The following is a 24875-nucleotide window of genomic DNA, read 5'->3' as shown; positions in this document are numbered from 1 at the left end:
TTTGAAGAACTATAATATAATGAGCGCGTACAAAGTAAAATTGAATAATATTTATAGGTTTTAAATATTTTATATTTAAATGAAAAAGGAATCAGGTGAAAGACCTGAACGGTCCCGCCGCCGTAATGTGGAGAATAAGCATCGATGTCACTGGGAAACTGGGAAGACGCTTAAACAATGAAACAGAGTCGGAATACTTGCCTATATCTAAGGATACACTTTACGGAGTATAAAGTAGTTCTTCTAGACGTTAACTAGGATAACTATGCCTAGTTTTTTGTTTAGGAGTTATTTAATTTGAAAGGGGAAAGAATATGAAAATGAGAAAAATTGTATGCAGTTTTATGATTTCAGTTGTATGTTTCATGACTGCCATTTCTGGTGTATCAGCAACATCATATGATACATCAAAAATTAATGCTGCTTATTCTAAAGTTGTTGAATATTATAAAAATAACAACAATTTAAATAATGCAGATAAAATTCTTGCTGTAGAATCTTTAGGATTAGAAGCTGAAAGCAATCAATTTGATACTTCTTCAGCAGATTTAAGTAGTACATCACTTTCTAAAAAAATTGTTACAGAAGTTTTATTAGGTGTTGATCCTACAGAAGATAAAGAAACATTAGAAAGTCAAATTGATGAAAATGGTAATGTTGAAGGTAGCTGGGGAGCTTCTTCAGATGTTTGGACATTATATGCTTTATATGTAACTTCATCAGAAAAGACAAATTTAATTGCTAATAAATTAAATGATGAATTAGCAGCATCTAGTGTTTGTGGTTATGAATGGGGCGGAACTTATTACGCTGATTATGATACTACAGGATGGGTTATTGAAGGTTTAGCAGTTGTGAATAAAGAAAAATATGCGACTACTATCAATAAAGCAATTGATTATATTAAAAATAATACAACAATGACAACAACAGGATGGGTTACTGCTGATAATGTAGATACTCAATCACAAGTATTAGAAGGAATGTTCGCATATGATACAAATGCTTTATTAAATGATAGTTATACTGTTCATCCAGTAGATTGTCTTTTAAATACACAATTAAGTGATGGATCATTCCCAAGTGGTTATAATGCAGAATATACAACTGCAGAAGTAGCTAAAACATTAGGAACATATAAAAACGGATCAGTTATTATTAAAGCTAAAAAAGCTTATGATAAAATGATGAATCCAGAACAACCTGATAACACAGATCCAACTCAACCAACAGAACCAAAACAAGATGATAATCAATCTAATACATCAACATCTCCAAAAGCAGATGATAAAACAACTTCAGTAAAAACAGGAGATGAATCACATGTAATTATGTTTGTTTCATTATCAATGGTATCTGGTGGATTATTCTTAGTATTAAGAAAAGAATATGAAAGAGCTCATTAATAAAATAAAAAACATGGATAAAACAAAAAGAATTGTAATATTATTTATTACAATTTCTTTTGTTTTTATTGGTGGTTTTTCTATTTATAACGGAGTTACTGGAAACTATAAATCAAATACAGTAACTGTTAGTACAACACCAACAAAGAAATCAAGTAGTACAACAAAAAACAAGAAAGATAAAAATACTAAGGAAAACATAGAAGAAAAAGAAGAAACATCTAAACAAGAACAAAAAACAGATGAAACTACCAAAAATGATACAATAGAAAAAAAGGATGATAATGATAAAAAAGATTCTCAAAGTAAATCATCTTCAGCCGCTTCTAATAAGAGTAGTAGTAGTGTAAATCATTCACAAAGTTCTAAAACACAAACACCATCAAATAGTGGACAAACAAACAATAATCAATCAAATAATTCAACAAATAGTAGTTCGTCCACACAACAACCAAATAACGATAAAATTACAATTAATATTCAAGTAATTGGTATGGGAAATACGATGATGGCAGGAACATTAAATGTAGATAAAAACAGTAATGCTTTAAGTGTATTAAAAGTTATTGCAGCTAAAAATGGTAAAGAAGTTACTGGTAGTGATTATTATGTTTCAGGAATAGGTGGCTTAAAAGAAAAACAACATGGACCAATGTCTGGATGGATGTATAGTGTCAATGGAGTTGCCCCTAATATGGCAGCAATTAAATACAATTTAAAAGATGGCGACAAAGTTGTTTGGTATTATGTTAACTATGAATAGGAGACTATATGCATTCGAGTAAAGTAAAAGAAATTAGTTTAATAGGAATATTGGCAGCTGTTAATATTGCTTCACGTATATACCTGCAAGCATTACCTAATATTAAGCCTGTTACGTCTATCATTATTATTTCAGTTATGTTATTTGGATTAGGTTTTGGTGTTAAATTAAGCATTGTGACTACTGTTGTTTCTAACTTGTTTTTAGGTATGGGAACATGGACATTTTTTCAAATTCTTGCCTGGGTGGTTATTTGTTTAATTACTCAATTTTTAATGGATTTTTTAAAGAAAATACATAAAGAACCTAAGTTGTTTCCAATGGCTATATTTTCTTTTTTAATGGGGTATGTTTTTGGAATTGTTGTATCGTTAGAACAATTAATGCTAGGTGGTCCTTCTTTATATATTGTTTATTATATGGCAGGATTATTGTTTGATACTTTTCATGCAGTAGGAAACTTTTGTTTCTATTTAATATGTGCACCTATTTTAATGAAAGTATTAAAAAAAGAATCAGAAAGAATAAGATTAAAACAAGACTAAGTTCTTGTTTTTCTTTTTGATTGAATTATAATAAAGGAAGAATTTATCATGAAAGGAAGAGTTTTATGATTGTAAATGAAGAAGCAGTTAAAAAGATATTAGAAGAAGTAAAACCAGCAAAGCTTGTTGCTGCTACAAAATATGTAGATGTTAAAGAAATTGAAAAATTAGAAAAATTAGGAGTTACTTGTTTTGGTGAAAACAGAGTACAAGCTTTTTTAGAAAAGTATGAAAATTATCATGGAAATGGTGAGTTTCAATTTATAGGAACACTTCAACCAAATAAAGTAAAATATATTATTGATAAGGTAACATTGATTCATGCTGTTGATCGTTATTCTTTATTGAAAGAAATTGAAAAACAAGCAGCTAAAAGAGATTTAGAAATGCCTGTTTTAATTCAAGTAAATATTGCTAAAGAAGAAAGTAAACATGGTTTCGAAGTAGAAGAGATTGATGAAGTATTTAATAGTTTGAAAGATTATCCTCATGTTAAAGTAAGAGGACTTATGATGATGGCACCACATATTGAAAGTAGTGAAACTGAAAAGTATTTTAAGATGACACAAGAACTCTTACAAAGACTTCAAAAAGAATACCCAATGTATCAATTAGATCAATTATCCATGGGAATGTCTAATGATTATCATGAAGCTTTAAAACATGGATCAACAATGATTCGTATAGGAAGTGCATTATTTAAATAGATATGAAAATATCTATTTTTTTGTTTTCGTAATTAATTTCAAATAGTTTGACATAGTGTGACAAAAGCGTATAATGTTAGCAGCCGAACAAAAAAGGAGACATTTATGGAACATCGAATAGGAATGGAAATACGTGTTTTGTCTAAATATATGGGACGTTATTTAGATGATATTCATGGTATTGATTGTATGTTATCAGGACCGCAGGGCTTAATTCTTGTTTATTTATGTGAAAATGATGAAGAAGTTTATCAAAAAGATATAGAAAAGTATTTTAATATTAGAAGATCAACTGCAACAGGTCTTTTAAATTCTTTAGAAAAGAACGGATATATTACAAAAGAACCTGTTGAAAATGATAAACGTATGAAAAAAATCAAAGCAACTGAACATGCGTATAGTACAGTAGAAAAGATTGATAATCATGTTATTCAACTAGAAAAAATTATGTTAGATGGAATTGATGAAAAAGAAGTGAAACAATTTAGAAATACGATTTCTAAAATGACACTTAATTTAGTAAAGGAGTCAAAAAATGGATAAATTATATTACATGGGAATTGATGTTGGATCAACAACAGTAAAATTATATGTGGAAGATCAAGAACATCAATGTATCTATTCAAAATATCAAAGACACTATTCTGATGTTAAACCAGCAATAGAAAGTCTTATTAAAGAAGTTCAAGAACACTATGGAAACTTACCAGTTAAAGTAGTTATGACAGGTTCAGGTGGGCTCTCTTTATCAAAACACTTAAATGTAGAATTCGTTCAAGAAGTGATTGCTTGTACAAAAACAGTAGAAACATATATTCCTGAATGCGATGTTGCAATTGAATTAGGTGGAGAAGATGCTAAAATCACTTACTTTGAATCAACTCTTGAACAAAGAATGAACGGGACTTGTGCAGGTGGTACAGGAGCATTTATTGATCAAATGGCTTCCTTATTACAAACAGATGCTGCTGGATTAAATGAACTTGCTAAAAACTATGAAACAATTTATCCAATTGCATCTCGTTGTGGTGTATTCGCTAAAACAGATATCCAACCATTAATCAATGAAGGAGCAGCTCGAGAAGATATCGCTATTTCTATTTTCCAAGCCGTTGTCAATCAAACAATTAGTGGTCTTGCTTGTGGTAAACCTATTCGTGGTAAAGTTGCTTTTCTAGGAGGACCTCTTTATTTCTTAGATCAATTACGTGCACGTTTTATTGATTCATTAAACTTAAAAGATGAAGATGTTATCTTCCCTCAAAACTCACAATTATTCGTAGCGATGGGAGCTTGTTTACTTGCTAGAGAAGATAAAGTGAATAAAACAACAATTGATGAACTTGTATATATTTTAGATTCATTAAAAGATGGTATTTCTGATGAAACAGATACTTTGAAACCATTATTTGAAACAGAAGAAGATCGTATTGAATTTAGAAATAGACACTACCGTACAAAAGTAAAGAAAAGAGATTTAAATACATATCAAGGAAAAGCTTTCTTAGGTGTAGATGTTGGTTCGACAACATCTAAAGCTGTATTAGTTGATGAAGATGGTTCTGTATTATATACATTCTATTCATCTAATGAAGGAAATCCAATTGAAGTTGTTCGTAAGATTTTAAAAGAAATCTATGAAATTTTACCTAAAGGAGTAGAACTTGTTCATGCTGGTTCAACTGGATATGGAGAAGCTTTAATTAAATCTGCATTTAAAATGGATGTCAGTGAAGTAGAAACAATTTCTCACTTTACTGCTGCTAAATATTTTAAAGATGATGTATCGTTTATCTTAGATATCGGTGGACAAGATATGAAAGCTATTAAGATTGAAGATGGAATTATCCAAGATATCTTATTAAATGAAGCTTGTTCATCTGGATGTGGTTCATTTATTGAAACATTCGCTAAATCATTAGGATACAATGTTGCTGATTTTGCTAATCTTGCTTTACAATCAACAGCACCAATTGATTTAGGTTCACGTTGTACTGTATTCATGAACTCTAAAGTAAAACAAGCACAAAAAGAAGGAGCTAAGATTGAAGATATTTCTGCAGGTCTTGCTTATTCTGTTATTAAAAATGCTTTATATAAAGTTATTAAATTACGTTCACCTGAAAGTATTGGTAAATCAGTATTAGTACAAGGTGGAACATTCTATAATGAATCTGTTTTAAGAGCTTTTGAACAAGAAACAGGAATCAAAGCAATTCGTCCAGATATCGCTGGATTAATGGGAGCCTTTGGTATTGCATTAATTGCTAGAGAAAGATATCAAGGGCAAGGAACAACATTACTTAATAAGGAACAAGTTGATGCTTTCAGTTATGAAAGTACAATTCGTTATTGTCAAAAATGTACAAATCATTGTATGTTAACAGTTTCTTCATTCAATGATGGTAGTGAACATATTAGTGGAAACAGATGTGAAAGAGGAGCAAACTTACCTCCTAAATCAAAACAATTACCAAACTTGTATGATTATAAATATCGTAGAGTTTTCAATTATCGTTCATTAACTGCTAAAGAAGCAAAACGTGGAACAGTAGGTATTCCTCGTGTCTTAAATATGTATGAAAACTATCCTTTCTGGCATACATTATTTACTGATTTAAAATTTAGAGTGGTTTTATCACCACGTTCAAGTAAAAAAATCTATGAAAAAGGAATTGAATCTATTCCATCAGAAAGTGTATGTTATCCAGCTAAATTATCACATGGACATATTGAAAGCTTAATTGAAAAAGGAATTAAATATATTTTCTATCCTTCAGTTGCATATGAAAGAAAAGAAAATATTACACAAGGAAATCATTACAACTGTCCAGTCGTAACTTCTTATCCAGAAGTTATTAGAAATAACGTAGATAACTTAGAAACAAATGAAATCATCTTTAGAAATCCATTCATGGATTTAAGTAATCGTAAAACAATGTTTACAAACTTAAAAGATGAATTTAAATCATTTGGTATTAGTGATAAAGAATTAAAAGCAGCTATTGAACATGCTTATGAAGAATTACAACAATGTCGTTTAGATATCCAAGGAGAAGGAGAAAAAGTCCTTGCATACTTAAAAGAAAATAATATGACAGGTGTTGTTTTATCGGGTAGACCTTACCATGTCGATCCAGAAATCAACCATGGATTAGCTGATTTAATCACTGGTGAAGGTATGGCTGTCTTAACAGAAGATAGTGTTTGTCATTTAGATAAAGAATTAGAAGAATTACGTGTTGTGGATCAATGGACATATCACTCAAGAATGTATCATGCTGCATCCTTTGTTTCATCTCAACCAAACTTACAATTAATTCAATTAACATCATTTGGTTGTGGATTAGATGCTGTTACTGCCGATCAAGTTGCTGAAATCTTAAATGCTAGAAATAAGATTTATACACTTATTAAAATTGATGAAGGAAGTAACTTAGGAGCAATTCGTATTCGTATCCGTTCATTAAAAGCAACAATTGATAAACAAGAAAATAAAGAAATTGATTTATCTAAAAAATATAAACCAGTCAAAGTACCATTTACTAAAGAAATGAAAGATGATCGTTGGACAATTCTATGTCCACAAATGTCACCAATCCATTTCCAATTTGTTGAAAAAGCAATGCAAGAAAGTGGTTATAACTTAAAAGTCTTACCATCAGTAGACAAAGGTGCTACAGAAGCCGGATTAAAATATGTCAACAATGATGCCTGCTATCCAAGTATCCTTGTTGCTGGACAAATGATGGAAGCTTTAACAAGTGGTGAATACGATGTCAATAAAACAGCCTTGATCATCTCACAAACAGGTGGAGGTTGTCGTGCTACAAACTATATTGGATTTATTCGTAAAGCATTAAAAGATGCTGGTTTAGAACAAGTACCAGTTATCAGTGCTAACTTACAAGGTATTGAATCAAATCCAGGATTTAAAATTACTTATCCACTTGCCAAAAAGGTAATCATTGGAGCAATGTATGGAGACTTATTCATGCGTGTTCTTTATCGTGTAAGACCTTATGAAAAAGAAAAAGGTAGTGCTAATAAACTTTACCAATCATGGGTAGAAAAATGTATGAAGAATATTGAAACTGGTAGCATGAAAGAACTTAAGAAAAATGTTTATCGAATTGTTAAAGACTTTGATGAATTACCATTATTAGATATTAAAAAACCAAGAGTTGGTTTAGTAGGAGAAATTCTTGTTAAATTCCATCCAACTGCTAATAATCAAATTGTTGATATTATTGAAAGAGAAGGTGGAGAAGCTGTTATGCCTGATCTTATTGATTTCTTCCAATATTGTTTCTATTCAACAACATTTGAAAGAAAACATTTTAATGCAACAGCTAAAGCTACTAAGCTATGTGAATTCGCTGTTAAAGCAGTTGATTTCTTAAGAAAAGATATGATCAAAGCTTTAGAAAAATCTAAACGTTTTGATCCACCAGCATCGATTGAACATCTTGCTGATAAAGCCAAAGAAGTTGTTTCAATTGGTAACCAAACAGGAGAAGGTTGGTTCTTAACTGGTGAAATGATTGAACTTATTGAAAGTGGAGCACCAAACATTGTATGTATGCAACCATTTGGATGTTTACCCAACCACGTTACTGGTAAAGGAGCAATTAAAGCCTTAAGAAAGAAATATCCTCAAAGTAACATTGTAGCTGTTGACTATGATCCAGGAGCAAGTGAAGTTAACCAATTAAATCGTATTAAATTAATGCTTTCAACAGCTTTCAAAAACTTAGATAAATAAAAAAATAGTGGTTCATATGAACCACTATTTTACTACCTTTATATTTTGACAAGATTGCAAGTTGATAACATGATATTCGTTTTATTGATTGAATAATGATTTTTAATGGCACAAATAATTAAACTATCACGACTTTCTTTATAAGATAATGTTTCACATTCTGCTAAAGAAAGCATGAAGTTTGTTTTCTTTAAATCAATATTTAAAACTAAACTCATTTGAATAAGATCATCTCTATGAGGTTTAATATCACCATTAAGAATTCCATTTAAAGTATTTTCATCAATTTTTGTTTCATTATATAATTTTACTGTAGGAATACAATAATATCCTAACAAAGCATAAAAATAAGTTAGAAAATCTAAATCTGGAAATTCATGTTTAACCTCATCAATATTTGCACACGTATCAACAAGCATAAATAATCTATCGGCATTCATCATACATCACCTACTTATTATAATTTTACCTTCTTTTAAATCATTGGACAAGTTTAAAAATATTTATTTTACTAATAATATTTCTTAATTAACCATCTGACACATCTTTTGATTTAACTCCGTTATTCTCACTTTAAACCGAGGAGTATAATCTATCACTTCTTTAAAATATTATATACTTTTCTTAAAGAGGTGGATACTATGGCTAAAAATCAAAAACCAAAAAAGGATTCTTTAATTACTTTAACTAGAAAATATGCAAATAATCATGATGAATGTGTAAAATTCTTTTTTAAAATGAAATGGCCTGTTGGCTTTTACTGTGAAAAATGTGGATGTACACATTACTATTCCATTAAAAGAGGTGATGTCTTTCAATGTAAAGAATGTGGTCATCAACATTACTTACTTTCTAATACTATATTTCAAGATAATAAGCTAGATCTTTATAAATTGATTTTAGGAATGTATCTCTTTTTTACGGCAAATAAAGGTTTGTCTGCGATTGAATTAGCTAATGAATTAGAAATAAATTATAAAACAGCGCTATTACTTTGTAGAAAATGTAGGATTCTTATGTCCCAAAGTAACAGTGAAAAAATTCTGGACAGCTTTTTTTATGAAGCAGACGTTGCTTATATAGGCTCAAAAAGTAAAGAAGAACACAAACAAGGAGTTGCTACTGAACAGCAACCCTTTTTAGTAATGTTATCAACAGATAAAGAAAATAAATATCCAAAATTTTTAAAATTAATGCCAGTAGCTGTAGATAGTACAAATAATATTGTTAGATTCATCTCAAAAAAAGCAATACTTTCAAAAGAAAGAATACTAAACACTGATGGAAAAACAACTTTTTTAGGATTAACTGATAAAATAACATTAAAATCAGAAAAAATACTCTATGATGAAGAAAATCATAGATTGTATTGGCTTAATGTATTAATTGGTGATATAAAGAATAATATTACTGGTATATATCATGGAGTAACTAAACGTGACTTACCTTTGTTTTTGAATGAACAAGAATGGCGTTTCAACCATAGATATACTGGAAAGAACTTCATGAACAAAATACAGAAATATGTTTTGAAATCACATCCATGTCCTAAAAAAGCAATTATTACTGTACTCAATTTATCCGAACCATACTATGCACATGTGTCAGATGGTTAATTAAGTAATATTTTATAATATTGGTTTAATAAAATTTGTAGAAAAGAGACGATAAGAAAATAATATAAATTTAAATGATTTGCATAAAATATGATAAAAGAGTATTATATGAATATAAAGGGGATGTTTATGATGTGCTTAGGATTATTAATGATGCTCTTAGCGAGTAGCGTAGTTTATTTTGGTAAGAGTTATTTTGAATATAAATTGAAAGAAGATTAATCTAGCGCTGCTAGATTATTTTTTTTAAAATGAAAAAAGTTATTATTTCATTAGTATTATTTTTACTATGTGGATGTTTTCCACAATCTTACCAAAATATAGAAAATAAATTTAAACAAGATACGTGTTTTAAATATCATTATCAATTATTAAATAAAAATCAAAAACAACTTTATCAAACAATTTATAATATTGCTTATGCAAGAAAACAAAATATTAATATTAAAGAAAAAGATATCGAAGCAGTAAGTGAAATTGTTTATGCTATTTTAAAAGATCATCCAGAATTATTTTATATTAAAGAATGGTCACTTGATAAAAGAGGTCTTTTTTCTTTTGAATATAATATGAAAGAAAAGACAATTCTTAAAAATCAAAAAAAGATAAAGAAAATTGTTAAACAAGTTAAACAAAATACAAAAGATTTAGAACAATATCAAAAAATAAAATATATTTATGATTATATTATTACTCAATGTAAGTATAATGAAAAAGCAAAATATAATCAGGAAATCATTAGTGTTTTACTCAATCATCAATCAGTATGTAGTGGATATGCTAAAACATTACAATATTTACTTAATCAATTAGGATTAAAGACTACTTTTTTAGCAGCTGAAGCAACGATTGATGGAAAAACAAATAAACATGCAATAAATATGATAAAGTATGATCATGATTATTATTATATAGATGCAACATGGGGTGATTTAGTATTAGATGATGGTGAAATTATTAATAATAATTATTTAATGTTTGATAGTCAAACATTAGAAAATATTTATAATTTAGAAGATAGTTATCAAATAACTAAAGATGGAAAACATACTTATTATAAAGAAGAGGGACTTTATTTTGATTCATATCAATTATCTGCTTTGAAAGCTAAAGTTGATCAAAATAAAAACGAATGTTATTTTCAATTTTCAAATCAAGTATATAATGATGCTAAAGAAAGGTTAACACAAAAAGGAGATTCTTATCGTTTAATTGAAGGGGTAGATCAGATTCAATATATTGCTGATGATCAAATGAGAACGATTTATTTAAAATGGTAAACTTATGAAAAGAATTAATGAAATTGTTGTTGTTGAAGGAAAGACAGATAGTCAATTATTAAAAGAATTATATGATGTAGATACTATAGAAACACATGGTCTTGCAATAGATCAAAAAACATTAGATCTTATTAAAGAGGCAAGTAAAACAAGAGGAGTTATTGTTTTAACAGATCCTGATTATCCAGGATTAAAAATTAGAAATCAAGTAGAACAGTATGTAAAAAATTGTAAACATGCTTTTGTCGATAAAAAAGATGCAATTGGTAAAAAGAAATTAGGTATTGCGGAAGCTAATAAAGAAGCTGTTAAAAAAGCAATTGAAAATGTTGTTACATTTTCTAATCAAGAAGAAAGTATTTCTTGGAAAGAATTTTTAGAATTAGATATTATTGGAGATAAAAAGAAAAGATTAAAGGTTTATGATTTATTTCATTTAGGATATGGTAATGCAAAGACTTTATTTAAAAGATTGAATATGGTGGGTATTTCCAAGGAAATAATAGAAAAGGAGTTAAAGAATGAAGGATATAGCGACTAAAAGTACAACACAATATATATTAGATAAATATGATTTATATCCTAAAAAGAAATATGGACAAAACTTTTTAATTGATCCTCGTGTTGTAGAAAAAATCGTTCATTGTTCAAGTGTGAATGAAAAATGTGCAGTGATTGAAGTAGGTCCTGGAATTGGAGCTTTAACACAAGTATTAGCACGTTATGCAGGGTATGTAAGAAGCTATGAAATAGATACACGTTTTAAAGGGGTTTATGAAGAGTTTTTAAATCAAGAAAATATTGAAATTGTTTTTGAAGATTTTTTAAAAGCGAATTTAGAGGATTTAAAGGGTTTAAAAGAAAAATATGAAAAAGTTATTTTAGTAGCTAATTTACCTTATTATATTACAACTCAAATTATTGAAAAGGTTTTAACTGAAAGTAAGGTCATTGATGAAATTGTTGTGATGGTACAAAAAGAAGTTGCTTTAAAATATACAAGTGATTATAAAAGTCCACTAATGTATATGATTGAGGATATGGGTAAGATTGAATATATGTTTACAGTGAGTCAAAATGTTTTTATTCCTGCACCTCATATTGATAGTGCTATTTTAAAGATTACAATTAATAAGGAAGCTAATTTAGATTTATATAAAGTATTAAATGTTTCTTTTAAACAAAGAAGAAAAACAATCTATAATAATTTAAAACAAGAATATCAAAATGCATTAGATATTTTGAATGAAAATCAAATAGATCAAAAATTAAGATGTGAACAACTCACATTAGAAGATTATCAGGCTATCACAAAATCATTATATAAACATATTATATAATGGTGATAAAATGAAAATAGGTGATATTGTAAGTAGAAAAAAATATCATCAAGATATTATTTTTGAAGTGATAGATATACAAGAAAATATTTGTTATTTAAGAGGAATAGAGTATCGTCTTATTGCAGATAGTGAAATAGATGATTTAGAACTTGTTCAAGAAAAAAGAGTGATAGAAGATGTTGTTTTACCACAAGAAAAATGTTTAAAGGGAAGTGTTTTACATTTAGATGGTGATCCATCTTATTTAAAGATGTGTATGAAAAAATATCAAGAGTATGGTATTAGAGCATATGGTTATTATTTTAAAGAAGAAGAGTTTGCTAGTAAAATAACCAATCTATTAAAAAAACATAATCCACATCTTTTAGTCATTACAGGACATGATGCCTTGAAAAAGAATGGACATAAAAGAAATAGTCAAGATTATTTACACAGTTTAGATTTTGTAGAAGCTATTAAAAAGGCTAGAGAGTATCAACCAGATAAAGATGCATTAGTTATCTTTGCAGGAGCTTGTCAATCATACTATGAACTTTTAGTAGCGAGTGGTGCTAACTTTGCATCAAGTCCTTCAAGAAAAAATATTCATGCATTAGATCCTGTTATTATTACAACTCAAATTGCAAGTACAAATATTAAAGAGTATGTCGATTTAGAAAAAGTTATAGAAAAAACCTCTTTTAAACAACTAGGTGTTGGTGGAATTGATACAAGAGGGGTTGCCAGAAATTTGTATCCGAGGTAATGAAAAATGAAAGTAAGAGCATATGCAAAAGTAAATTTAGCGTTAGATGTAGTAAGAAAAAGAGAAGATGGGTATCATGATTTAGAAATGATCATGGCGCCAATTACTTTACATGATCTCATTTATATTAATGTGATACCTGAAGGTATCGAAATAGAATCGAATAGTAAAATCGTTCCTACCGATCAAAGAAATATTATGTATAAAGTTGCAAAGTTAATGCAAGAAAGATATGGATTAAAAAAAGGAGTTAAAATCTTTGTCTATAAACATATTCCAACACAAGCAGGATTGGCAGGTGGAAGTGCTGATGGTGCAGCAGTTATTAAAGCCATGAATAAATTATTTCATTTAAATTTATCTTATGAAGAAATGGCTGCTCTTGGTAAAGAAGTAGGAGCAGATATTCCATTTTGTATTTATGAAAAAACAGCCTTTGTTGAAGGTGTTGGAGAAAAGCTACAATTTATTGATGAACCATTTGAAGCTTATTTATTACTTGTAAAACCTAAAAAGGGTGTTTCAACACAAAAGGCTTTTACATCATTAGATTTATCTAAGGTAAAACACCAAGATTGTAGAAAAATGAAAAAAGGAATAGAAATGAATGATTATCAAGCAGTCATTGATAATTTACAGAATACACTAGAACTTCCTTCTATTAAAATGGTACCACAAATTAAAGAAATCAAAAAAGAAATGATGAAGTTAGGTTTTGATGGAGCTTTAATGTCAGGAAGTGGTTCATGTGTCTTTGGTATTACTAGAAATCAAGAAATTATGAATAAAGGATATGAATTCTTTAGAAAACGTTATTTTTTTGTTAGAAAATCAAAAATTTTAAATAAAGAAGAAAATCTGTGATAAGATTTTCTTTTTTTGAAAAGATGCAGGAATTTGTAATAAATTGTCTTATTCATCTTTAATTATGACTTATATTTTGTTAGAATGTCGTCGTAGAGGGGTGTGACAATGAAAACTTACGCAGTAGTTATGGCTGCCGGTAAAGGTACAAGAATGAAATCCGACAAGCCTAAAGTAGTACATGAAGTTTTATATAAACCTATGGTTTGTCATATCGTTGATGAATTAAAAGGTTTAGGTGTTGATGGTATTTATGTTATTGTTGGACATAAAGCTGAAGAAGTCATGAAACTTGTTGATGGTGTTGAGTTTGTAATGCAAAAAGAACAATTAGGAACTGGACATGCATTGATGCAAGCAAAAGATGTTTTAGGTGATAAAGAAGGAACAACTATTGTTTTAAATGGTGATGCACCATTAATTACTAAAGAAACATTACAAGGGTTAATTCAATATCATAATGAACATCAAATGAAAGGAACAGTCATGACATGTGATTGTGACTTGAATAAAAAATTTGGTCGTATTATTAGAGAAAACGATCAAGTAAAAGGTATTGTTGAGTATAAGGATTGTACAGATGAACAAAGAAATATTTCTGAAATGAATGTTGGAGAATATTGCTTTGATAATGCATCTTTATTTAAAGCATTAGAATCTGTAACAAATAACAATGCTCAAAATGAATACTATATTACAGATGTAATTGAAATTATGAATCATCAAAATTTAAATGTTGGTGGTTATAAAATTGATGACTTATCAGAAGTTGGTGGAATTAATGATAAGTTTGAATTACAAGAAGCAACAAAACAATTACAATATCGTATTAATAAAAAACATTTATTAGATGGTGTAAATATTGTAGATATGACAAATACTTATATTGGTAGAGATGTAGTGATTGGTCATGATACAACAATTGAACCTGGATGTATTATTAAAGGAAAAACAGTGATTGGTAATGGATGTCATATTGGACCTTATTGTGAATTTGATAATGTAGAAATCAAAGATAACGTAGAAATTAAATTCTCTGTTATTGCTGATTCAATTATTGAAAATGGTGTTGATATCGGGCCATATGCAAGACTTAGAAATCATTGTCATATCTTAGAAAATGTCCACATGGGTAACTTTGTGGAAATGAAAAAAGCAACTTTTGGTAAAGGAAGTAAAGCTGCGCACTTAAGCTATATTGGAGATGCGACAGTTGGTGAAAACGTAAATATTGGCTGCGGTACTATTACTAGCAACTATGATGGAAAAAATAAATTCCAAACAGTAATTGAAGACAACGTTTTCGTTGGCTGCAATTCTAATTTAGTTGCACCTGTAACTGTTGGTAAAAATGCATTTATTGCTGCTGGATCAACAATTACAGATGAAGTTCATGAAGATGCTTTTGCAATTGCAAGAAGTAGACAAGTGAACAAAGAAGGTTATAGTAAAGTATTAGAAGAAAAAAGAAATAAAATAGGAAAATAGGGGTAAAAGAAAAAATGAAAAACAAAATTACAGTATTTGCTTTATCATCATCAGTAGAATTAGCACAAGACATTTGTGATAATTTAGGTTGTGAAATGGGAAAATCAAAAGTTCACCATTTCGCTGATGGAGAAATCTTAGTTGAAATTGATGAATCAGTTCGTGGAAAAGATGTTTTCATTGTCCAATCAACATCTAATCCTGTTACTGAAAACTTAATGGAAATCTTAGTTTTAGCAGATGCCTTAAAAAGAGCATCAGCTGGAGAAATTACAGCTATCATGCCATACTTTGGATATGCTAGACAAGATAGAAAAGCAAAACCTAGACAACCAATTACATCTAAATTAGTTGCTGATTTATTAACAACTGCTGGTGTTAATCGTGTTGTAACAATTGATTTACATGCTGCACAAATCCAAGGATTCTTCAACATTCCAGTTGATGATATGCAAGCATTACCATTAATCTGTAATTATTTCAAAAATAAAAATTTAGATGATATCTGTGTTGTTTCACCAGATCATGGTGGAGCTACTCGTGCTCGTAAAATGGCAGTTGCTTTAGATTGTCCAGTAGCTATCATTGATAAAAGAAGACCAAAACCTAACGTTGCTGAAATCATGGGTGTATTAGGTGATGTTGAAGGTAAAAACTGTATCATGATTGATGATATGATTGATACAGGTGGAACTATTGTAGCAGGTATTGATATGTTACTTGAAAAAGGTGCTAAAAATGTATTTGTTGCATGTACACACCCAGTATTCTCAGGACCAGCTGTTGAAAGATTGAAAAACTGTTCAGCTAAAGAAGTAGTTGTAACTGATACAATTATCTTACCTGAAGAAAAGAAATTCGATAAATTAAAAGTTGTTTCAGTAGCTTCATTACTTGCTAAAACAATTGAAAACATCGAAAACAATTTACCTGTAAGTGAAGTTTTCCAAGAATTTGATTTCGAAAAATAATATAAAAAAGTCTTCCTTGATGGAAGGCTTTTTTTGTGCGATTCAACTTTTCTAATAAAAAGAAGCTTAACAACAAAAGTTAAACTTCTAAAAATATATTTTGCATTCTCTTTATTATTACTTATTAATTAATAATCTTTAAAACATCTTCTTCACTTGTTATATCAAAAATAGCAAGTGTTAAAGTATTGAGTTTTTCCATCGAACTATTTTGTATTGCTTGTTCTAATTGATTTGATACATTTCCTAATTTTACTTTTAATTGTGATAATAGTGTCATTTTCTTTTCTCGTTTTTCACCTTCCATAAGTCCTTCTTTTCTACCTTCATTTCTAAATCCTTCTGCCATTCTTTCCATTCCTTCACACATATCTATTTCATCTCCTTCTGGTAAGTCTTTAATTAAATCTAAACTTCTTGTAATAATAGCTGCATAAATCAAGTTATCTCTATTCATCTTTATTTTTCGATGCAATCCTTCAAAGTTTCCTTTATACATCGCCTGTATTGCTTCTATAAAATATCTTGTCTGTTCATCTTTGATTTTACTTGTATTTATTTCTTTGACATCTACAACTTTGATTTTCCAATCATTAACATATTCTTTTAACTCTTCTGGTATTTCAAAGTAATCACTTAATCTTAAGAGAGCATTCCATTTTCTATCTCCTGTATAAAAAACAATCATGACTTGGGGTATAACCTTTTCACCTTTTTTTATCTGTTTTAAATACTCCATCATTTCATAATTGCCACATCTAATCACCATTTCTTGATCAATCGTACTTTGATGTTCGATACCAAAGAGACAATAGATACCATGAATATCCCCTCTAACGATGATATCTCTTCTTCTTTTTTTATCTTCTACTTTCTTTGTATCGTTGATTATTACAGCACTGTCATTTTCATAATGTATTAAATTTTGAGCACTTATCAATTGTCTTCCATTAAACAAAACAGCATTACAAAAAGCAGAAAAATAGATATCATTATTGAAGAAGGTACGACAGGCACTATCTGGTGTTAAGTTATTTACTGTTATCAATTTATATGACCTACTTTCTTTTTTTGAGGTAACGTCATCTAGATTTGTTACAAGATAAGTGTATCATATGTCCTATTATTTTTTGTCTCAAGTTTGTTTCATATTTGTCTCAAAGGTTCTTCTTTTCTATTATTATATACTCTCTTTTAGCTTTATTCATTGGACAGATTGTCCAATAAAAAATATTTCTTAATAACATAGAAGTATTTTTTGGGAAAACTTTTTTGTTTCACGTGTAAAACACTTTAAAATAATGATAAATAAAGAAAATAAGGTGTAAAATGATAATTTTGTTACAGAGATGAAACAAAAATAGACATTGAAAAATAAAGTAATAATGTTAAACTTTCTTTGGTTAGCTAAGACTAACTTATAGGAGGGTAAAATGAAAAAATTATTAAAGATAACACTTGCTTTAATGATGGTTTTAGGGTTACAGCTTACATCATTAAAAGCAGTTAATGCATTCAATATTGATTTATCAAAATCAGGAACATATCAAATTCCTGTTAAAAGTTTAAAAAGTGCTGCACCACTTCCAGCAGTACAAAAAGCCTTTGCTGGTGCATTTGGTGATTCAATAGAAGTAACTGTTGATCAAGATGGAAAAATGCAAGCAGTTGCTACATTACAAAATATGATTATTAATATGGGAGCAGACTATTATGCTAATGTTTTAACAATTGCTAATGGAACAACTCTTTCAACAAAAGTTGAAAAGTTTACACAAGGAATGGGTGGACAAACATTAGAAGTAGAAGTTCCAGAAAAAATTTCTTTTGAATTATCTCAATTAGATGAAAATAATTCAACAGTTTTACCAATTACTGTAGATTTTATGAATGCCTTTTTAGGTGGAGGAAAAGATTATCCAACAAACGTAACATTAACATTAGATTTAGATAATGCAAAAGAATTACAAAAAGAATATGTTTTAGAAGATGGTACATATGATGTTCCTGTTAATGTTTTAAAAGAAAATAGTGATGATCAATCAATGGCAGCACAAGCTGTAGAATCAGCACAAATTACTGTTAAAAACAATGAAGTTGTTGTTACTTTAACATTAAAAGAAATGACAATGTATGGTATGAGTGCTTCTGTTGATAAAATGGAATATCAATTAAAAGATGGAACATATAAAGAAGCAACTGTTATTGAGGAAGAAGATGGACATCCAAAAAAAGTACAATTCAAATTAGATGAAAATAAAGAACTTACAAATGTTAAGTTTTATTATGGTGGAAGCCCAAGAGGTGCTATTGCAAGATTACAATTAAAATTAGATGGTCTAACAAAAGTTGATCCTACACCAGAAACACCAAAAGATGATGAAGATAAAAAAGATGAAGAAAATACTTCTCGTTTTACAAAAGATGGAACATATAGTGTAGATGTTGCTTTATGGAATGCTACAAGTGATAAAGAATCAATGGCAGCTTCTGCTATCAATTCAAAAGCAAAAATCATTGTTAAAGATGGTAAAGCAACAATGTATCTTTCAACAAAAGAAATGTCATTTGGAAGTATCAAAGCAAGTTTACAAGAATTCTATATTGGAAGTGAACAAGAAGATTATAAAAATCATAGTGCTACAATTATTGAAAAAGATGCACAAGGAAATCCAACATTATGGGCCTTTGAATTACCTCATGAAAATGAATATATTAATGTAATGATGAATCCACATGTTGCCATGATGGGAAATATGGATTTAGCAGCAAGATTAAAAATTGATTATACAACATTAACTTATGTTTCAGATAAAACAGAATTAGAAACAAATACTAAAAATGATAATCAACAAGAAAATACAAATAAAGATAATCAAACAAATGAAAACCAATCAGTTAAAACAGGTGATCAAACGTCTATTCAGTTATTCATGACATTATTTATAATTTCTATAACAATGATTGGATTTATTTTAAGAAAGAAACATGAGGCATAAAAATGCCTCATATTTTTATGGAGGAACTATGAAAAAAATATTACAAATAAATATCATTTTGATGATGTTATTCATGTTTATTTCACCAGTCAGTGCTTTAAATGATGGGGCATATCTCGTTAGTCGTTCTACAAGTTATACCAATCCTCTTACGGGTAAAACAGAAGATGGAGGAGAAAATATTGCTTTAGGTGAAAGTATGGTAGGCAATATTGTAGAAAGTAAATTATTGGTTGAACAAACAAATGGAAAATATTATATCACTGTTGGTTTAGGTTTAGCTTCTAATGTCAGTAATGTACGATTTAAAGTGATGACATCAAGTGGGTCAATGAGTTCAGTTTCAGCGACTAAAACAGGAAGTAGTAGTGCAAATGGGGATACTGTTAATCATTATAGATTACAAGTCAGTTTTTTAGAACTTTATATAAGTCCTATTATGTATGTAAATCCAATGGGTAGAGATGTACAGTTTTTTATTAAACCTAATATTTCCTCGGCAATAGCAGGAACAGGAGTTTATAACAGTCAAATGATTCCTCAAAATACAGAAACATCAACAAGTCAAAATACACAATCAAATACATCAAAACCAACAACAAATCAAACAACTCAAGAAGAAACAACTAAGGAAACCCAAACATCAGAAACTACTGAAATACAACAAGCAACAGTAGGAACAATTACAAAAGAATCACTTATGGAAAATGCGACGGGGTTAAGTAATCATTTAATAAATTCCAAAGGAAAAGTCGATAAAAAATTAAAACTAACAGTTAAAAACTTAAAACATACAACTAAGGAAAGTACAACCAAAAAAGATAATACATTACTTATTGTAGGAATATGTATTGCATTTATTTTAGGAGGAATATTCTATGTTAAAAAAATTAAAAAGTAGTTTGGTATTTATCTGTTTAATATCTTTATTAACAGGATATGTCAATCAAAATCAAGAAGTAACAAGTGATCAAGAAATTACAGTTGCAGCTACTTCTATTGCTGTTACAGAAATTTTAGATCAATTAAATATTCCAGCTAAACAAGTTGTAGGAATTCCTCAAAGTGATAGTTATACTGTTCCTAAAAAATACCAAAAGTCAACAAAGATTGGTAATGCAATGACACCAGATATGGAAAAAATATCTACATTAAAACCTGATTTAATTTTAAGTCCTAATTCATTAGAAAGTGATCTTTCAAGTAAATATGAAAAAATCAAAATCAGTTCAAGTTTTTTAAATCTTAAAAACTTATCGGGAATGTATAAAAGTATTGAAGAATTAGGAAAATTATTTAATAAAGAAAAACAAGCTAAAAAACTTGTTGATGAGTATGTTGACTATATGGTTTCTTTTAGAGAAAAATATCAAAATAATGTGAGTCCACGTGTTTTAATCTTAATGGGACTTCCAGGAGGAAGTTATGTTGTAGCAACTGAATCAAGTTATGTTGGAGATTTAGTAAGATTAGCAGGGGGAACAAATATTTATGGTGATGGAGAAGGAAAAGATTTTGTTAATGTCAGTGTAGAAGATATGTTAAAACAAAATCCTGATATTATTTTAAGAACATCTCATGCCATGCCAAAACAAGTTATGGAGTATTTTCAACAAGAGTTTTCTAATAATCAAACTTGGCAACAATTTGATGCTGTTAAGAATAATAAAGTATATGATTTAAATAATGAATATTTTGGAATGAGTGCTAATTTTAATTATCAAAAAGGATTAGAAACATTAGAAGGAATTTTATATGAAAACAATTAAAAAGCATCCTTTACTTTTTATAGTATCTTTAGTCATCTTATTAGGTATTTTATTCTTTGTAGCAATTAATACAGGAACAATCAAAGTCTCATTTATTCAATTATTAAAAGGACTCTTTGTAGAATATAACAAAGATGTTGCAAGTATCTATCAAATACGTTTTCCTCGTGTCATTGTTACTATGCTTGTAGGATGTGCACTTGCTTTAGCAGGTTTATTATTTCAAGTAGTACTAAAGAATCCTTTAGCAGATCCAGGTATTATTGGAATCAGTGCAGGAGCACAATTAGTTAGTTTATTAGTAGGAATCTTTTTACCTGATTTATATACCGTTAAACCATTGTTAACATGTTTAGGAGGATTAATAACATTTATATTGATCTATAGTTTATCTTGGAAATCAGGATTAAAAACAACAAGAATTATTCTTGTTGGTGTTGCTATTCATTATACGATAACAGCAATGATTTCCTTTATCGAAAGTATATCATCATCTATTTCTTCAGCTGCTGGAAGTGTTATTTTATATACATGGAATGATGTTCAATTATTGATCATTTATATTTTACCAATTTTAGTGATTTTATCATTTCTAACAAAAGCCTGTGATTTATTAGGATTAGAAGATCGTACATTATTATCATTAGGAATTAATGTTAATCTTTATCGATTTATCATTTCTTTATTAGCAGTTATTTTATGTAGTGTTTCAGTAGCGATTGCAGGTGTGTTAAGTTTTGTAGGTTTACTTGTTCCTCATCTTGCACGTTTATTTGTAGGTAATAAGCATAGTTATTTATTACCATCCTGTGGTTTATTAGGAGCTATCATTTTATTAATGGCAGATACAATTGGTAGAGTCATTATTGCTCCTTATGAAATTGCTCCAGCTATTTTAATGGCTTTAATTGGAGGACCATTATTTATTGTTTTATTAAAAAGGAGTTCAATGCATGAAAGTTAAAAATCTCTCTTTTAGTTACAATCAAAAATCATTTATTAAAGATTTAAATATAGAATTTAAAGAAAATCAAATAACAACAATTATTGGTTCAAATGGAAGTGGTAAATCAACACTACTGATGTTATTAAGTCGTATCTATAAACCTCAAGAAGGGAATATAGAAATTGATGAACAAAATATTTGGAACTATAAAATAAAAGATTTTGCGAAAAAGGTAGCTGTTGTTCATCAAAAAAATCAAATCTATGGAGATCAAGATGTAAAAACAATTGTGGGTTATGGAAGATTACCTTATCTTCATTATTCACAAAAGTTAACAGCTAAAGATTATGAAATCATTGATTGGGCTTTAGAGGTAACTCATTTAAAAGAATATCAAAATAGAACATTAAAAAGTTTATCTGGAGGACAACAACAACGTGTTTGGATAGCTATGGCTTTAGCACAAAAAACACCTTATCTTTTATTAGATGAACCAACAACCTATTTAGATATTAGATATCAATTAGAATTACTAAGATTACTCAAAGAAATCAATCAAAAATATAAAATAACAATCATTATGGTTTTACATGATATCAATCAAGCTATTCAATATTCAGATCATATCATTGGTATGAAACAAGGTCAGATTATTGTTGAAGGAAAAGCAAAAGATATTATGAATCAAGAAGTTATTAAAAAGATATATGGGATAGATTTACAAACAACAATCATCAATGATCAACCATATGTACTTACAGTCTAAGGGCATGAGCCCTTTTTTTCTTGACAGTCATAAGGGAATGGTATATTCTTATATCATACTAATTCTATATGAAATAAATAAATTGGTACAAAATAAAATTGGGGGAATAAAAAATGGAAAGAATTACAAGTTTTAGTGTTGATCATCGTAAACTTACAAAAGGAGTCTATGTATCAAGAATTGATGGGGATTTGATTACATATGATATTCGTATGACACAACCAAATGTTGAGCCAGCTTTAAAACCAGAAGCAGTACATACGATTGAACATATCGGAGCAACATTACTTAGAAATGGAAAATATAAAGATCAAGTGATTTATTTTGGACCAATGGGCTGTATGACAGGCTTTTATTTAATCGTAAGAGATTTAGATTTAGAGATAATTAATGGAATTGTAAAAGACGTTTACACACAAATTGCTTCATGGAATCAAGAAATTCCAGGAGCGAAGGAAGAAGAATGTGGAAACTATACTTTTATGGATTTAGAAGAAGCTAAAAAAGCAGCAGATTATTTTGTAAACAGTAAATGGGAACATAAATATCATTTACTTTAAGAAGAAATTGTTCATATACAATTTCCTTTTTTTTGCTATAATGGGGTAAATGAGGTAAAGATATGAAGAAAACAAAAGAAATAATTATTGATGCGTTCTGGCAATTATTAGAAGAAAAACCCTTTAATAAAATAACAGTTCAAAACATTGTTGAACGTTGTGCATTAAATAGAAACACTTTTTATTATCATTTTCAAGATATCCCAAATCTTGCTGAATATACAGTAAAATTATGGGCAGATGAAATCATTCAAAACAATTATGAATTTGGTTCACCAATGACGTGTCTTTCTCCTTTGGTAGAAGAATTTATAAAACATAAAAAAGCTTTCCAACATCTTTATTCATCATCTCAAAAAGATGAATTTATTACATATATGAATCATGTCGCTTTACATATTGTTAAAATGTTTATGAAACAATCTTCACATTATGTATCAAGAAGTGAAGATGAAAAGGAAACATTAACACATTTTTATAAATGCTTAATGATTGGTATTTTAATTGATTGGTTAGAATGCCAAGGAGATTATGATTTAAAATTATTTGTAGAAAAAATCTATCATTTAATAGATAGTTCCTCACAGACTTTATTATAAGTCTGTTTTTTTGGTTATTTTACTTATTTTGTCCATTTTATAATCAATAAAAGAGGACTATATTATAAGTAGGAAGTGATACATATGAAAACATTAAATAAAGTAAAAATGAGTATTTGGATCAACGCTTTAAGTGCAATTATTATTGGTATTTTATTCTTGATCAATCCTCAAGAATCATTTCAAATGATTACGATTATTGCAGGAGTAATTATAACAGCAACAGGTATTCTTGATTTTATTTATTATTTTAATGGATGGTTAGATATTTATTTTATGAAGAATACATTATTAAGTGGTTTTCTAAAATGTTTGTTAGGAATCTTTGTGTTAACACATATACCACTTATGACAACTTTCTTCTCTTATATTTTTAGTTTATATATTATTATTAGTGCTTTATATTGTTTTGAAGCGTATACGTTTATTAAATCAGTGATCAGTTATTCTTTAACTTTTGATTATATTGTTGTTACAATTTTAATATTTACAGGTCTTGCGATGTTCTTTTTAGCACCAAGTACAGTGATTTCATCTTCATTTGTCATTGGCATATTATTTTTAATTAATGGAATATCTAATCTCTTTATTGCCTTTAGATTAACAAGAATTATTAAACAATATAGAACTTATATTCAATAAGCAGAGAAATCTGCTTTTTTTAATAATTAAAATATTTTAGCACTCATCTATTGTTATTACAGCGTAGCTTTTGTCTTAGTTCATAGAGTGCCGTAAAGTGC

The 24875-nt window shown here is 28.6% G+C and carries 24 protein-coding genes and 1 riboswitch; of the genes, 22 read left to right on the top strand and 2 right to left on the bottom strand.

The window, feature by feature from the left end:
- Positions 1-38 precede the first annotated feature (38 nt).
- A riboswitch (cobalamin riboswitch) is annotated at positions 39-220 on the top strand.
- Between the two features lie 94 nt (positions 221-314).
- The 6 genes from ACLVEP_RS05140 to ACLVEP_RS05115 all read left to right on the top strand — a co-directional run bounded on the left by ACLVEP_RS05140 (position 315) and on the right by ACLVEP_RS05115 (position 8186).
- On the top strand, positions 315-1406 hold the full coding sequence (locus tag ACLVEP_RS05140) for a hypothetical protein (RefSeq protein ID WP_412583295.1): 1092 nt from the start codon (positions 315-317) through the stop codon (positions 1404-1406).
- On the top strand, positions 1390-2169 hold the full coding sequence (locus ACLVEP_RS05135; RefSeq protein WP_412583293.1) for a DUF4430 domain-containing protein: 780 nt from the start codon (positions 1390-1392) through the stop codon (positions 2167-2169). Before ACLVEP_RS05140 ends, ACLVEP_RS05135 begins: the two co-directional genes overlap by 17 nt.
- An 8-nt stretch (positions 2170-2177) precedes the next feature.
- Positions 2178-2714 (top strand): ECF transporter S component, encoded by a 537-nt coding sequence (locus ACLVEP_RS05130; protein ID WP_317991396.1) that lies wholly within the window; start codon positions 2178-2180, stop codon positions 2712-2714.
- A gap of 65 nt (positions 2715-2779) precedes the next feature.
- The gene (locus ACLVEP_RS05125; RefSeq protein WP_412583291.1) at positions 2780-3421 is read left to right on the top strand and encodes a YggS family pyridoxal phosphate-dependent enzyme; all 642 of its coding nucleotides are present in this window, start codon (positions 2780-2782) and stop codon (positions 3419-3421) included.
- A 105-nt stretch (positions 3422-3526) separates the two neighbouring features.
- Positions 3527-3964: a MarR family winged helix-turn-helix transcriptional regulator gene (locus ACLVEP_RS05120; RefSeq protein WP_412583289.1), complete on the top strand. Its 438-nt coding sequence runs from the start codon at positions 3527-3529 to the stop codon at positions 3962-3964.
- Entirely contained in the window at positions 3957-8186 is a 4230-nt protein-coding gene (locus ACLVEP_RS05115) for an acyl-CoA dehydratase activase-related protein (RefSeq protein ID WP_412583288.1), read from the top strand. The genes ACLVEP_RS05120 and ACLVEP_RS05115 overlap by 8 nt, the downstream gene beginning before the upstream one ends.
- A gap of 38 nt (positions 8187-8224) precedes the next feature.
- Here the strand turns inward: ACLVEP_RS05115 and ACLVEP_RS05110 are convergent, their stop codons facing one another.
- Positions 8225-8626, bottom strand: coding sequence for a hypothetical protein (locus ACLVEP_RS05110; protein WP_318000091.1), 402 nt, complete (start codon positions 8624-8626; stop codon positions 8225-8227).
- A 201-nt stretch (positions 8627-8827) separates the two neighbouring features.
- Here ACLVEP_RS05110 and ACLVEP_RS05105 point away from each other — a divergent pair, with 201 nt between their 5' ends.
- The 8 genes from ACLVEP_RS05105 (at position 8828) to ACLVEP_RS05070 (ending at position 16493) form a co-directional block, all read left to right on the top strand.
- Positions 8828-9802 (top strand): IS1595 family transposase, encoded by a 975-nt coding sequence (locus ACLVEP_RS05105; protein ID WP_257360652.1) that lies wholly within the window; start codon positions 8828-8830, stop codon positions 9800-9802.
- 251 nt (positions 9803-10053) lie between these two features.
- Entirely contained in the window at positions 10054-11082 is a 1029-nt protein-coding gene (locus ACLVEP_RS05100; protein ID WP_412583286.1) for a transglutaminase domain-containing protein, read from the top strand.
- 4 nt (positions 11083-11086) lie between these two features.
- Positions 11087-11623: a ribonuclease M5 gene (rnmV, locus tag ACLVEP_RS05095; RefSeq protein ID WP_412583284.1), complete on the top strand. Its 537-nt coding sequence runs from the start codon at positions 11087-11089 to the stop codon at positions 11621-11623.
- Entirely contained in the window at positions 11604-12422 is an 819-nt protein-coding gene (rsmA, locus tag ACLVEP_RS05090) for a 16S rRNA (adenine(1518)-N(6)/adenine(1519)-N(6))-dimethyltransferase RsmA (protein WP_412583283.1), read from the top strand. The genes rnmV and rsmA overlap by 20 nt, the downstream gene beginning before the upstream one ends.
- 10 nt (positions 12423-12432) lie before the next feature.
- Positions 12433-13170 (top strand): sporulation peptidase YabG, encoded by a 738-nt coding sequence (locus ACLVEP_RS05085; RefSeq protein ID WP_318000087.1) that lies wholly within the window; start codon positions 12433-12435, stop codon positions 13168-13170.
- Positions 13171-13176: 6 nt separating this feature from the next.
- Positions 13177-14034 carry a 4-(cytidine 5'-diphospho)-2-C-methyl-D-erythritol kinase gene (gene ispE, locus ACLVEP_RS05080; protein ID WP_318000086.1) on the top strand — a complete coding sequence of 286 codons (858 nt, stop codon included), beginning with the start codon at positions 13177-13179 and terminating at the stop codon, positions 14032-14034.
- 108 nt (positions 14035-14142) lie between these two features.
- The gene (gene glmU / locus ACLVEP_RS05075; RefSeq protein ID WP_318000085.1) at positions 14143-15522 is read left to right on the top strand and encodes a bifunctional UDP-N-acetylglucosamine diphosphorylase/glucosamine-1-phosphate N-acetyltransferase GlmU; all 1380 of its coding nucleotides are present in this window, start codon (positions 14143-14145) and stop codon (positions 15520-15522) included.
- A 14-nt stretch (positions 15523-15536) separates the two neighbouring features.
- Complete coding sequence (locus ACLVEP_RS05070; protein WP_117347719.1) at positions 15537-16493, top strand: ribose-phosphate diphosphokinase; 957 nt, start codon at positions 15537-15539, stop codon at positions 16491-16493.
- 124 nt (positions 16494-16617) lie between these two features.
- Here the strand turns inward: ACLVEP_RS05070 and ACLVEP_RS05065 are convergent, their stop codons facing one another.
- Positions 16618-17541, bottom strand: coding sequence for an Rpn family recombination-promoting nuclease/putative transposase (locus ACLVEP_RS05065; RefSeq protein ID WP_412582814.1), 924 nt, complete (start codon positions 17539-17541; stop codon positions 16618-16620).
- A 385-nt stretch (positions 17542-17926) separates the two neighbouring features.
- Between ACLVEP_RS05065 and ACLVEP_RS05060 the strand changes: the two genes are divergently transcribed.
- The 8 genes from ACLVEP_RS05060 (at position 17927) to ACLVEP_RS05025 (ending at position 24774) form a co-directional block, all read left to right on the top strand.
- Positions 17927-19492, top strand: coding sequence for an NEAT domain-containing protein (locus ACLVEP_RS05060; protein WP_412583280.1), 1566 nt, complete (start codon positions 17927-17929; stop codon positions 19490-19492).
- A 28-nt stretch (positions 19493-19520) separates the two neighbouring features.
- Positions 19521-20393 (top strand): heme-binding Shp domain-containing protein, encoded by an 873-nt coding sequence (locus ACLVEP_RS05055; RefSeq protein ID WP_412583278.1) that lies wholly within the window; start codon positions 19521-19523, stop codon positions 20391-20393.
- A complete protein-coding gene (isdE, locus tag ACLVEP_RS05050; protein ID WP_412583276.1) occupies positions 20371-21261 on the top strand; it encodes a heme ABC transporter substrate-binding protein IsdE in 891 nt (296 codons plus the stop codon). Before ACLVEP_RS05055 ends, isdE begins: the two co-directional genes overlap by 23 nt.
- On the top strand, positions 21248-22225 hold the full coding sequence (locus ACLVEP_RS05045; protein ID WP_412583274.1) for a FecCD family ABC transporter permease: 978 nt from the start codon (positions 21248-21250) through the stop codon (positions 22223-22225). Before isdE ends, ACLVEP_RS05045 begins: the two co-directional genes overlap by 14 nt.
- Positions 22215-22973: an ABC transporter ATP-binding protein gene (locus ACLVEP_RS05040; RefSeq protein ID WP_412583272.1), complete on the top strand. Its 759-nt coding sequence runs from the start codon at positions 22215-22217 to the stop codon at positions 22971-22973. The genes ACLVEP_RS05045 and ACLVEP_RS05040 overlap by 11 nt, the downstream gene beginning before the upstream one ends.
- Before the next feature lie 113 nt (positions 22974-23086).
- Positions 23087-23533, top strand: coding sequence for an S-ribosylhomocysteine lyase (locus ACLVEP_RS05035; RefSeq protein WP_412583270.1), 447 nt, complete (start codon positions 23087-23089; stop codon positions 23531-23533).
- A gap of 62 nt (positions 23534-23595) precedes the next feature.
- Entirely contained in the window at positions 23596-24132 is a 537-nt protein-coding gene (locus ACLVEP_RS05030) for a TetR/AcrR family transcriptional regulator C-terminal domain-containing protein (RefSeq protein WP_117865628.1), read from the top strand.
- 84 nt (positions 24133-24216) lie between these two features.
- Positions 24217-24774, top strand: a complete 558-nt coding sequence (locus ACLVEP_RS05025; RefSeq protein WP_412583268.1) for a DUF308 domain-containing protein — start codon at positions 24217-24219, stop codon at positions 24772-24774.
- The last annotated feature ends 101 nt before the right edge of the window (positions 24775-24875 follow it).

The organism is Faecalibacillus sp. (assembly GCF_047023275.1).
Classification (GTDB): Bacteria; Bacillota_I; Bacilli_A; order Erysipelotrichales; family Coprobacillaceae; genus Faecalibacillus.
This window is presented reverse-complemented; position numbering and strand designations above follow the sequence as displayed.

What these genes read in the sequence shown, in the direction of transcription:
- ACLVEP_RS05045 (WP_412583274.1), top strand. Translation starts at nt 21,248, where the DNA reads ATGAAAACAATTAAAAAGCATCCTTTACTTTTTATAGTATCTTTAGTC.
- ACLVEP_RS05135 (WP_412583293.1), top strand. Translation starts at nt 1,390, where the DNA reads ATGAAAGAGCTCATTAATAAAATAAAAAACATGGATAAAACAAAAAGA.
- ACLVEP_RS05055 (WP_412583278.1), top strand. Translation starts at nt 19,521, where the DNA reads ATGAAAAAAATATTACAAATAAATATCATTTTGATGATGTTATTCATG.
- ACLVEP_RS05100 (WP_412583286.1), top strand. Translation starts at nt 10,054, where the DNA reads ATGAAAAAAGTTATTATTTCATTAGTATTATTTTTACTATGTGGATGT.
- ACLVEP_RS05060 (WP_412583280.1), top strand. Translation starts at nt 17,927, where the DNA reads ATGAAAAAATTATTAAAGATAACACTTGCTTTAATGATGGTTTTAGGG.
- ACLVEP_RS05030 (WP_117865628.1), top strand. Translation starts at nt 23,596, where the DNA reads ATGAAGAAAACAAAAGAAATAATTATTGATGCGTTCTGGCAATTATTA.
- ACLVEP_RS05040 (WP_412583272.1), top strand. Translation starts at nt 22,215, where the DNA reads ATGAAAGTTAAAAATCTCTCTTTTAGTTACAATCAAAAATCATTTATT.
- ACLVEP_RS05125 (WP_412583291.1), top strand. Translation starts at nt 2,780, where the DNA reads ATGATTGTAAATGAAGAAGCAGTTAAAAAGATATTAGAAGAAGTAAAA.
- ACLVEP_RS05085 (WP_318000087.1), top strand. Translation starts at nt 12,433, where the DNA reads ATGAAAATAGGTGATATTGTAAGTAGAAAAAAATATCATCAAGATATT.
- ACLVEP_RS05115 (WP_412583288.1), top strand. Translation starts at nt 3,957, where the DNA reads ATGGATAAATTATATTACATGGGAATTGATGTTGGATCAACAACAGTA.
- ACLVEP_RS05140 (WP_412583295.1), top strand. Translation starts at nt 315, where the DNA reads ATGAAAATGAGAAAAATTGTATGCAGTTTTATGATTTCAGTTGTATGT.
- ACLVEP_RS05130 (WP_317991396.1), top strand. Translation starts at nt 2,178, where the DNA reads ATGCATTCGAGTAAAGTAAAAGAAATTAGTTTAATAGGAATATTGGCA.
- rnmV (WP_412583284.1), top strand. Translation starts at nt 11,087, where the DNA reads ATGAAAAGAATTAATGAAATTGTTGTTGTTGAAGGAAAGACAGATAGT.
- isdE (WP_412583276.1), top strand. Translation starts at nt 20,371, where the DNA reads ATGTTAAAAAAATTAAAAAGTAGTTTGGTATTTATCTGTTTAATATCT.
- glmU (WP_318000085.1), top strand. Translation starts at nt 14,143, where the DNA reads ATGAAAACTTACGCAGTAGTTATGGCTGCCGGTAAAGGTACAAGAATG.
- ACLVEP_RS05105 (WP_257360652.1), top strand. Translation starts at nt 8,828, where the DNA reads ATGGCTAAAAATCAAAAACCAAAAAAGGATTCTTTAATTACTTTAACT.
- ACLVEP_RS05035 (WP_412583270.1), top strand. Translation starts at nt 23,087, where the DNA reads ATGGAAAGAATTACAAGTTTTAGTGTTGATCATCGTAAACTTACAAAA.
- ACLVEP_RS05070 (WP_117347719.1), top strand. Translation starts at nt 15,537, where the DNA reads ATGAAAAACAAAATTACAGTATTTGCTTTATCATCATCAGTAGAATTA.
- ACLVEP_RS05120 (WP_412583289.1), top strand. Translation starts at nt 3,527, where the DNA reads ATGGAACATCGAATAGGAATGGAAATACGTGTTTTGTCTAAATATATG.
- rsmA (WP_412583283.1), top strand. Translation starts at nt 11,604, where the DNA reads ATGAAGGATATAGCGACTAAAAGTACAACACAATATATATTAGATAAA.
- ispE (WP_318000086.1), top strand. Translation starts at nt 13,177, where the DNA reads ATGAAAGTAAGAGCATATGCAAAAGTAAATTTAGCGTTAGATGTAGTA.
- ACLVEP_RS05025 (WP_412583268.1), top strand. Translation starts at nt 24,217, where the DNA reads ATGAAAACATTAAATAAAGTAAAAATGAGTATTTGGATCAACGCTTTA.
- ACLVEP_RS05110 (WP_318000091.1), bottom strand. Translation starts at nt 8,626, where the DNA reads ATGAATGCCGATAGATTATTTATGCTTGTTGATACGTGTGCAAATATT.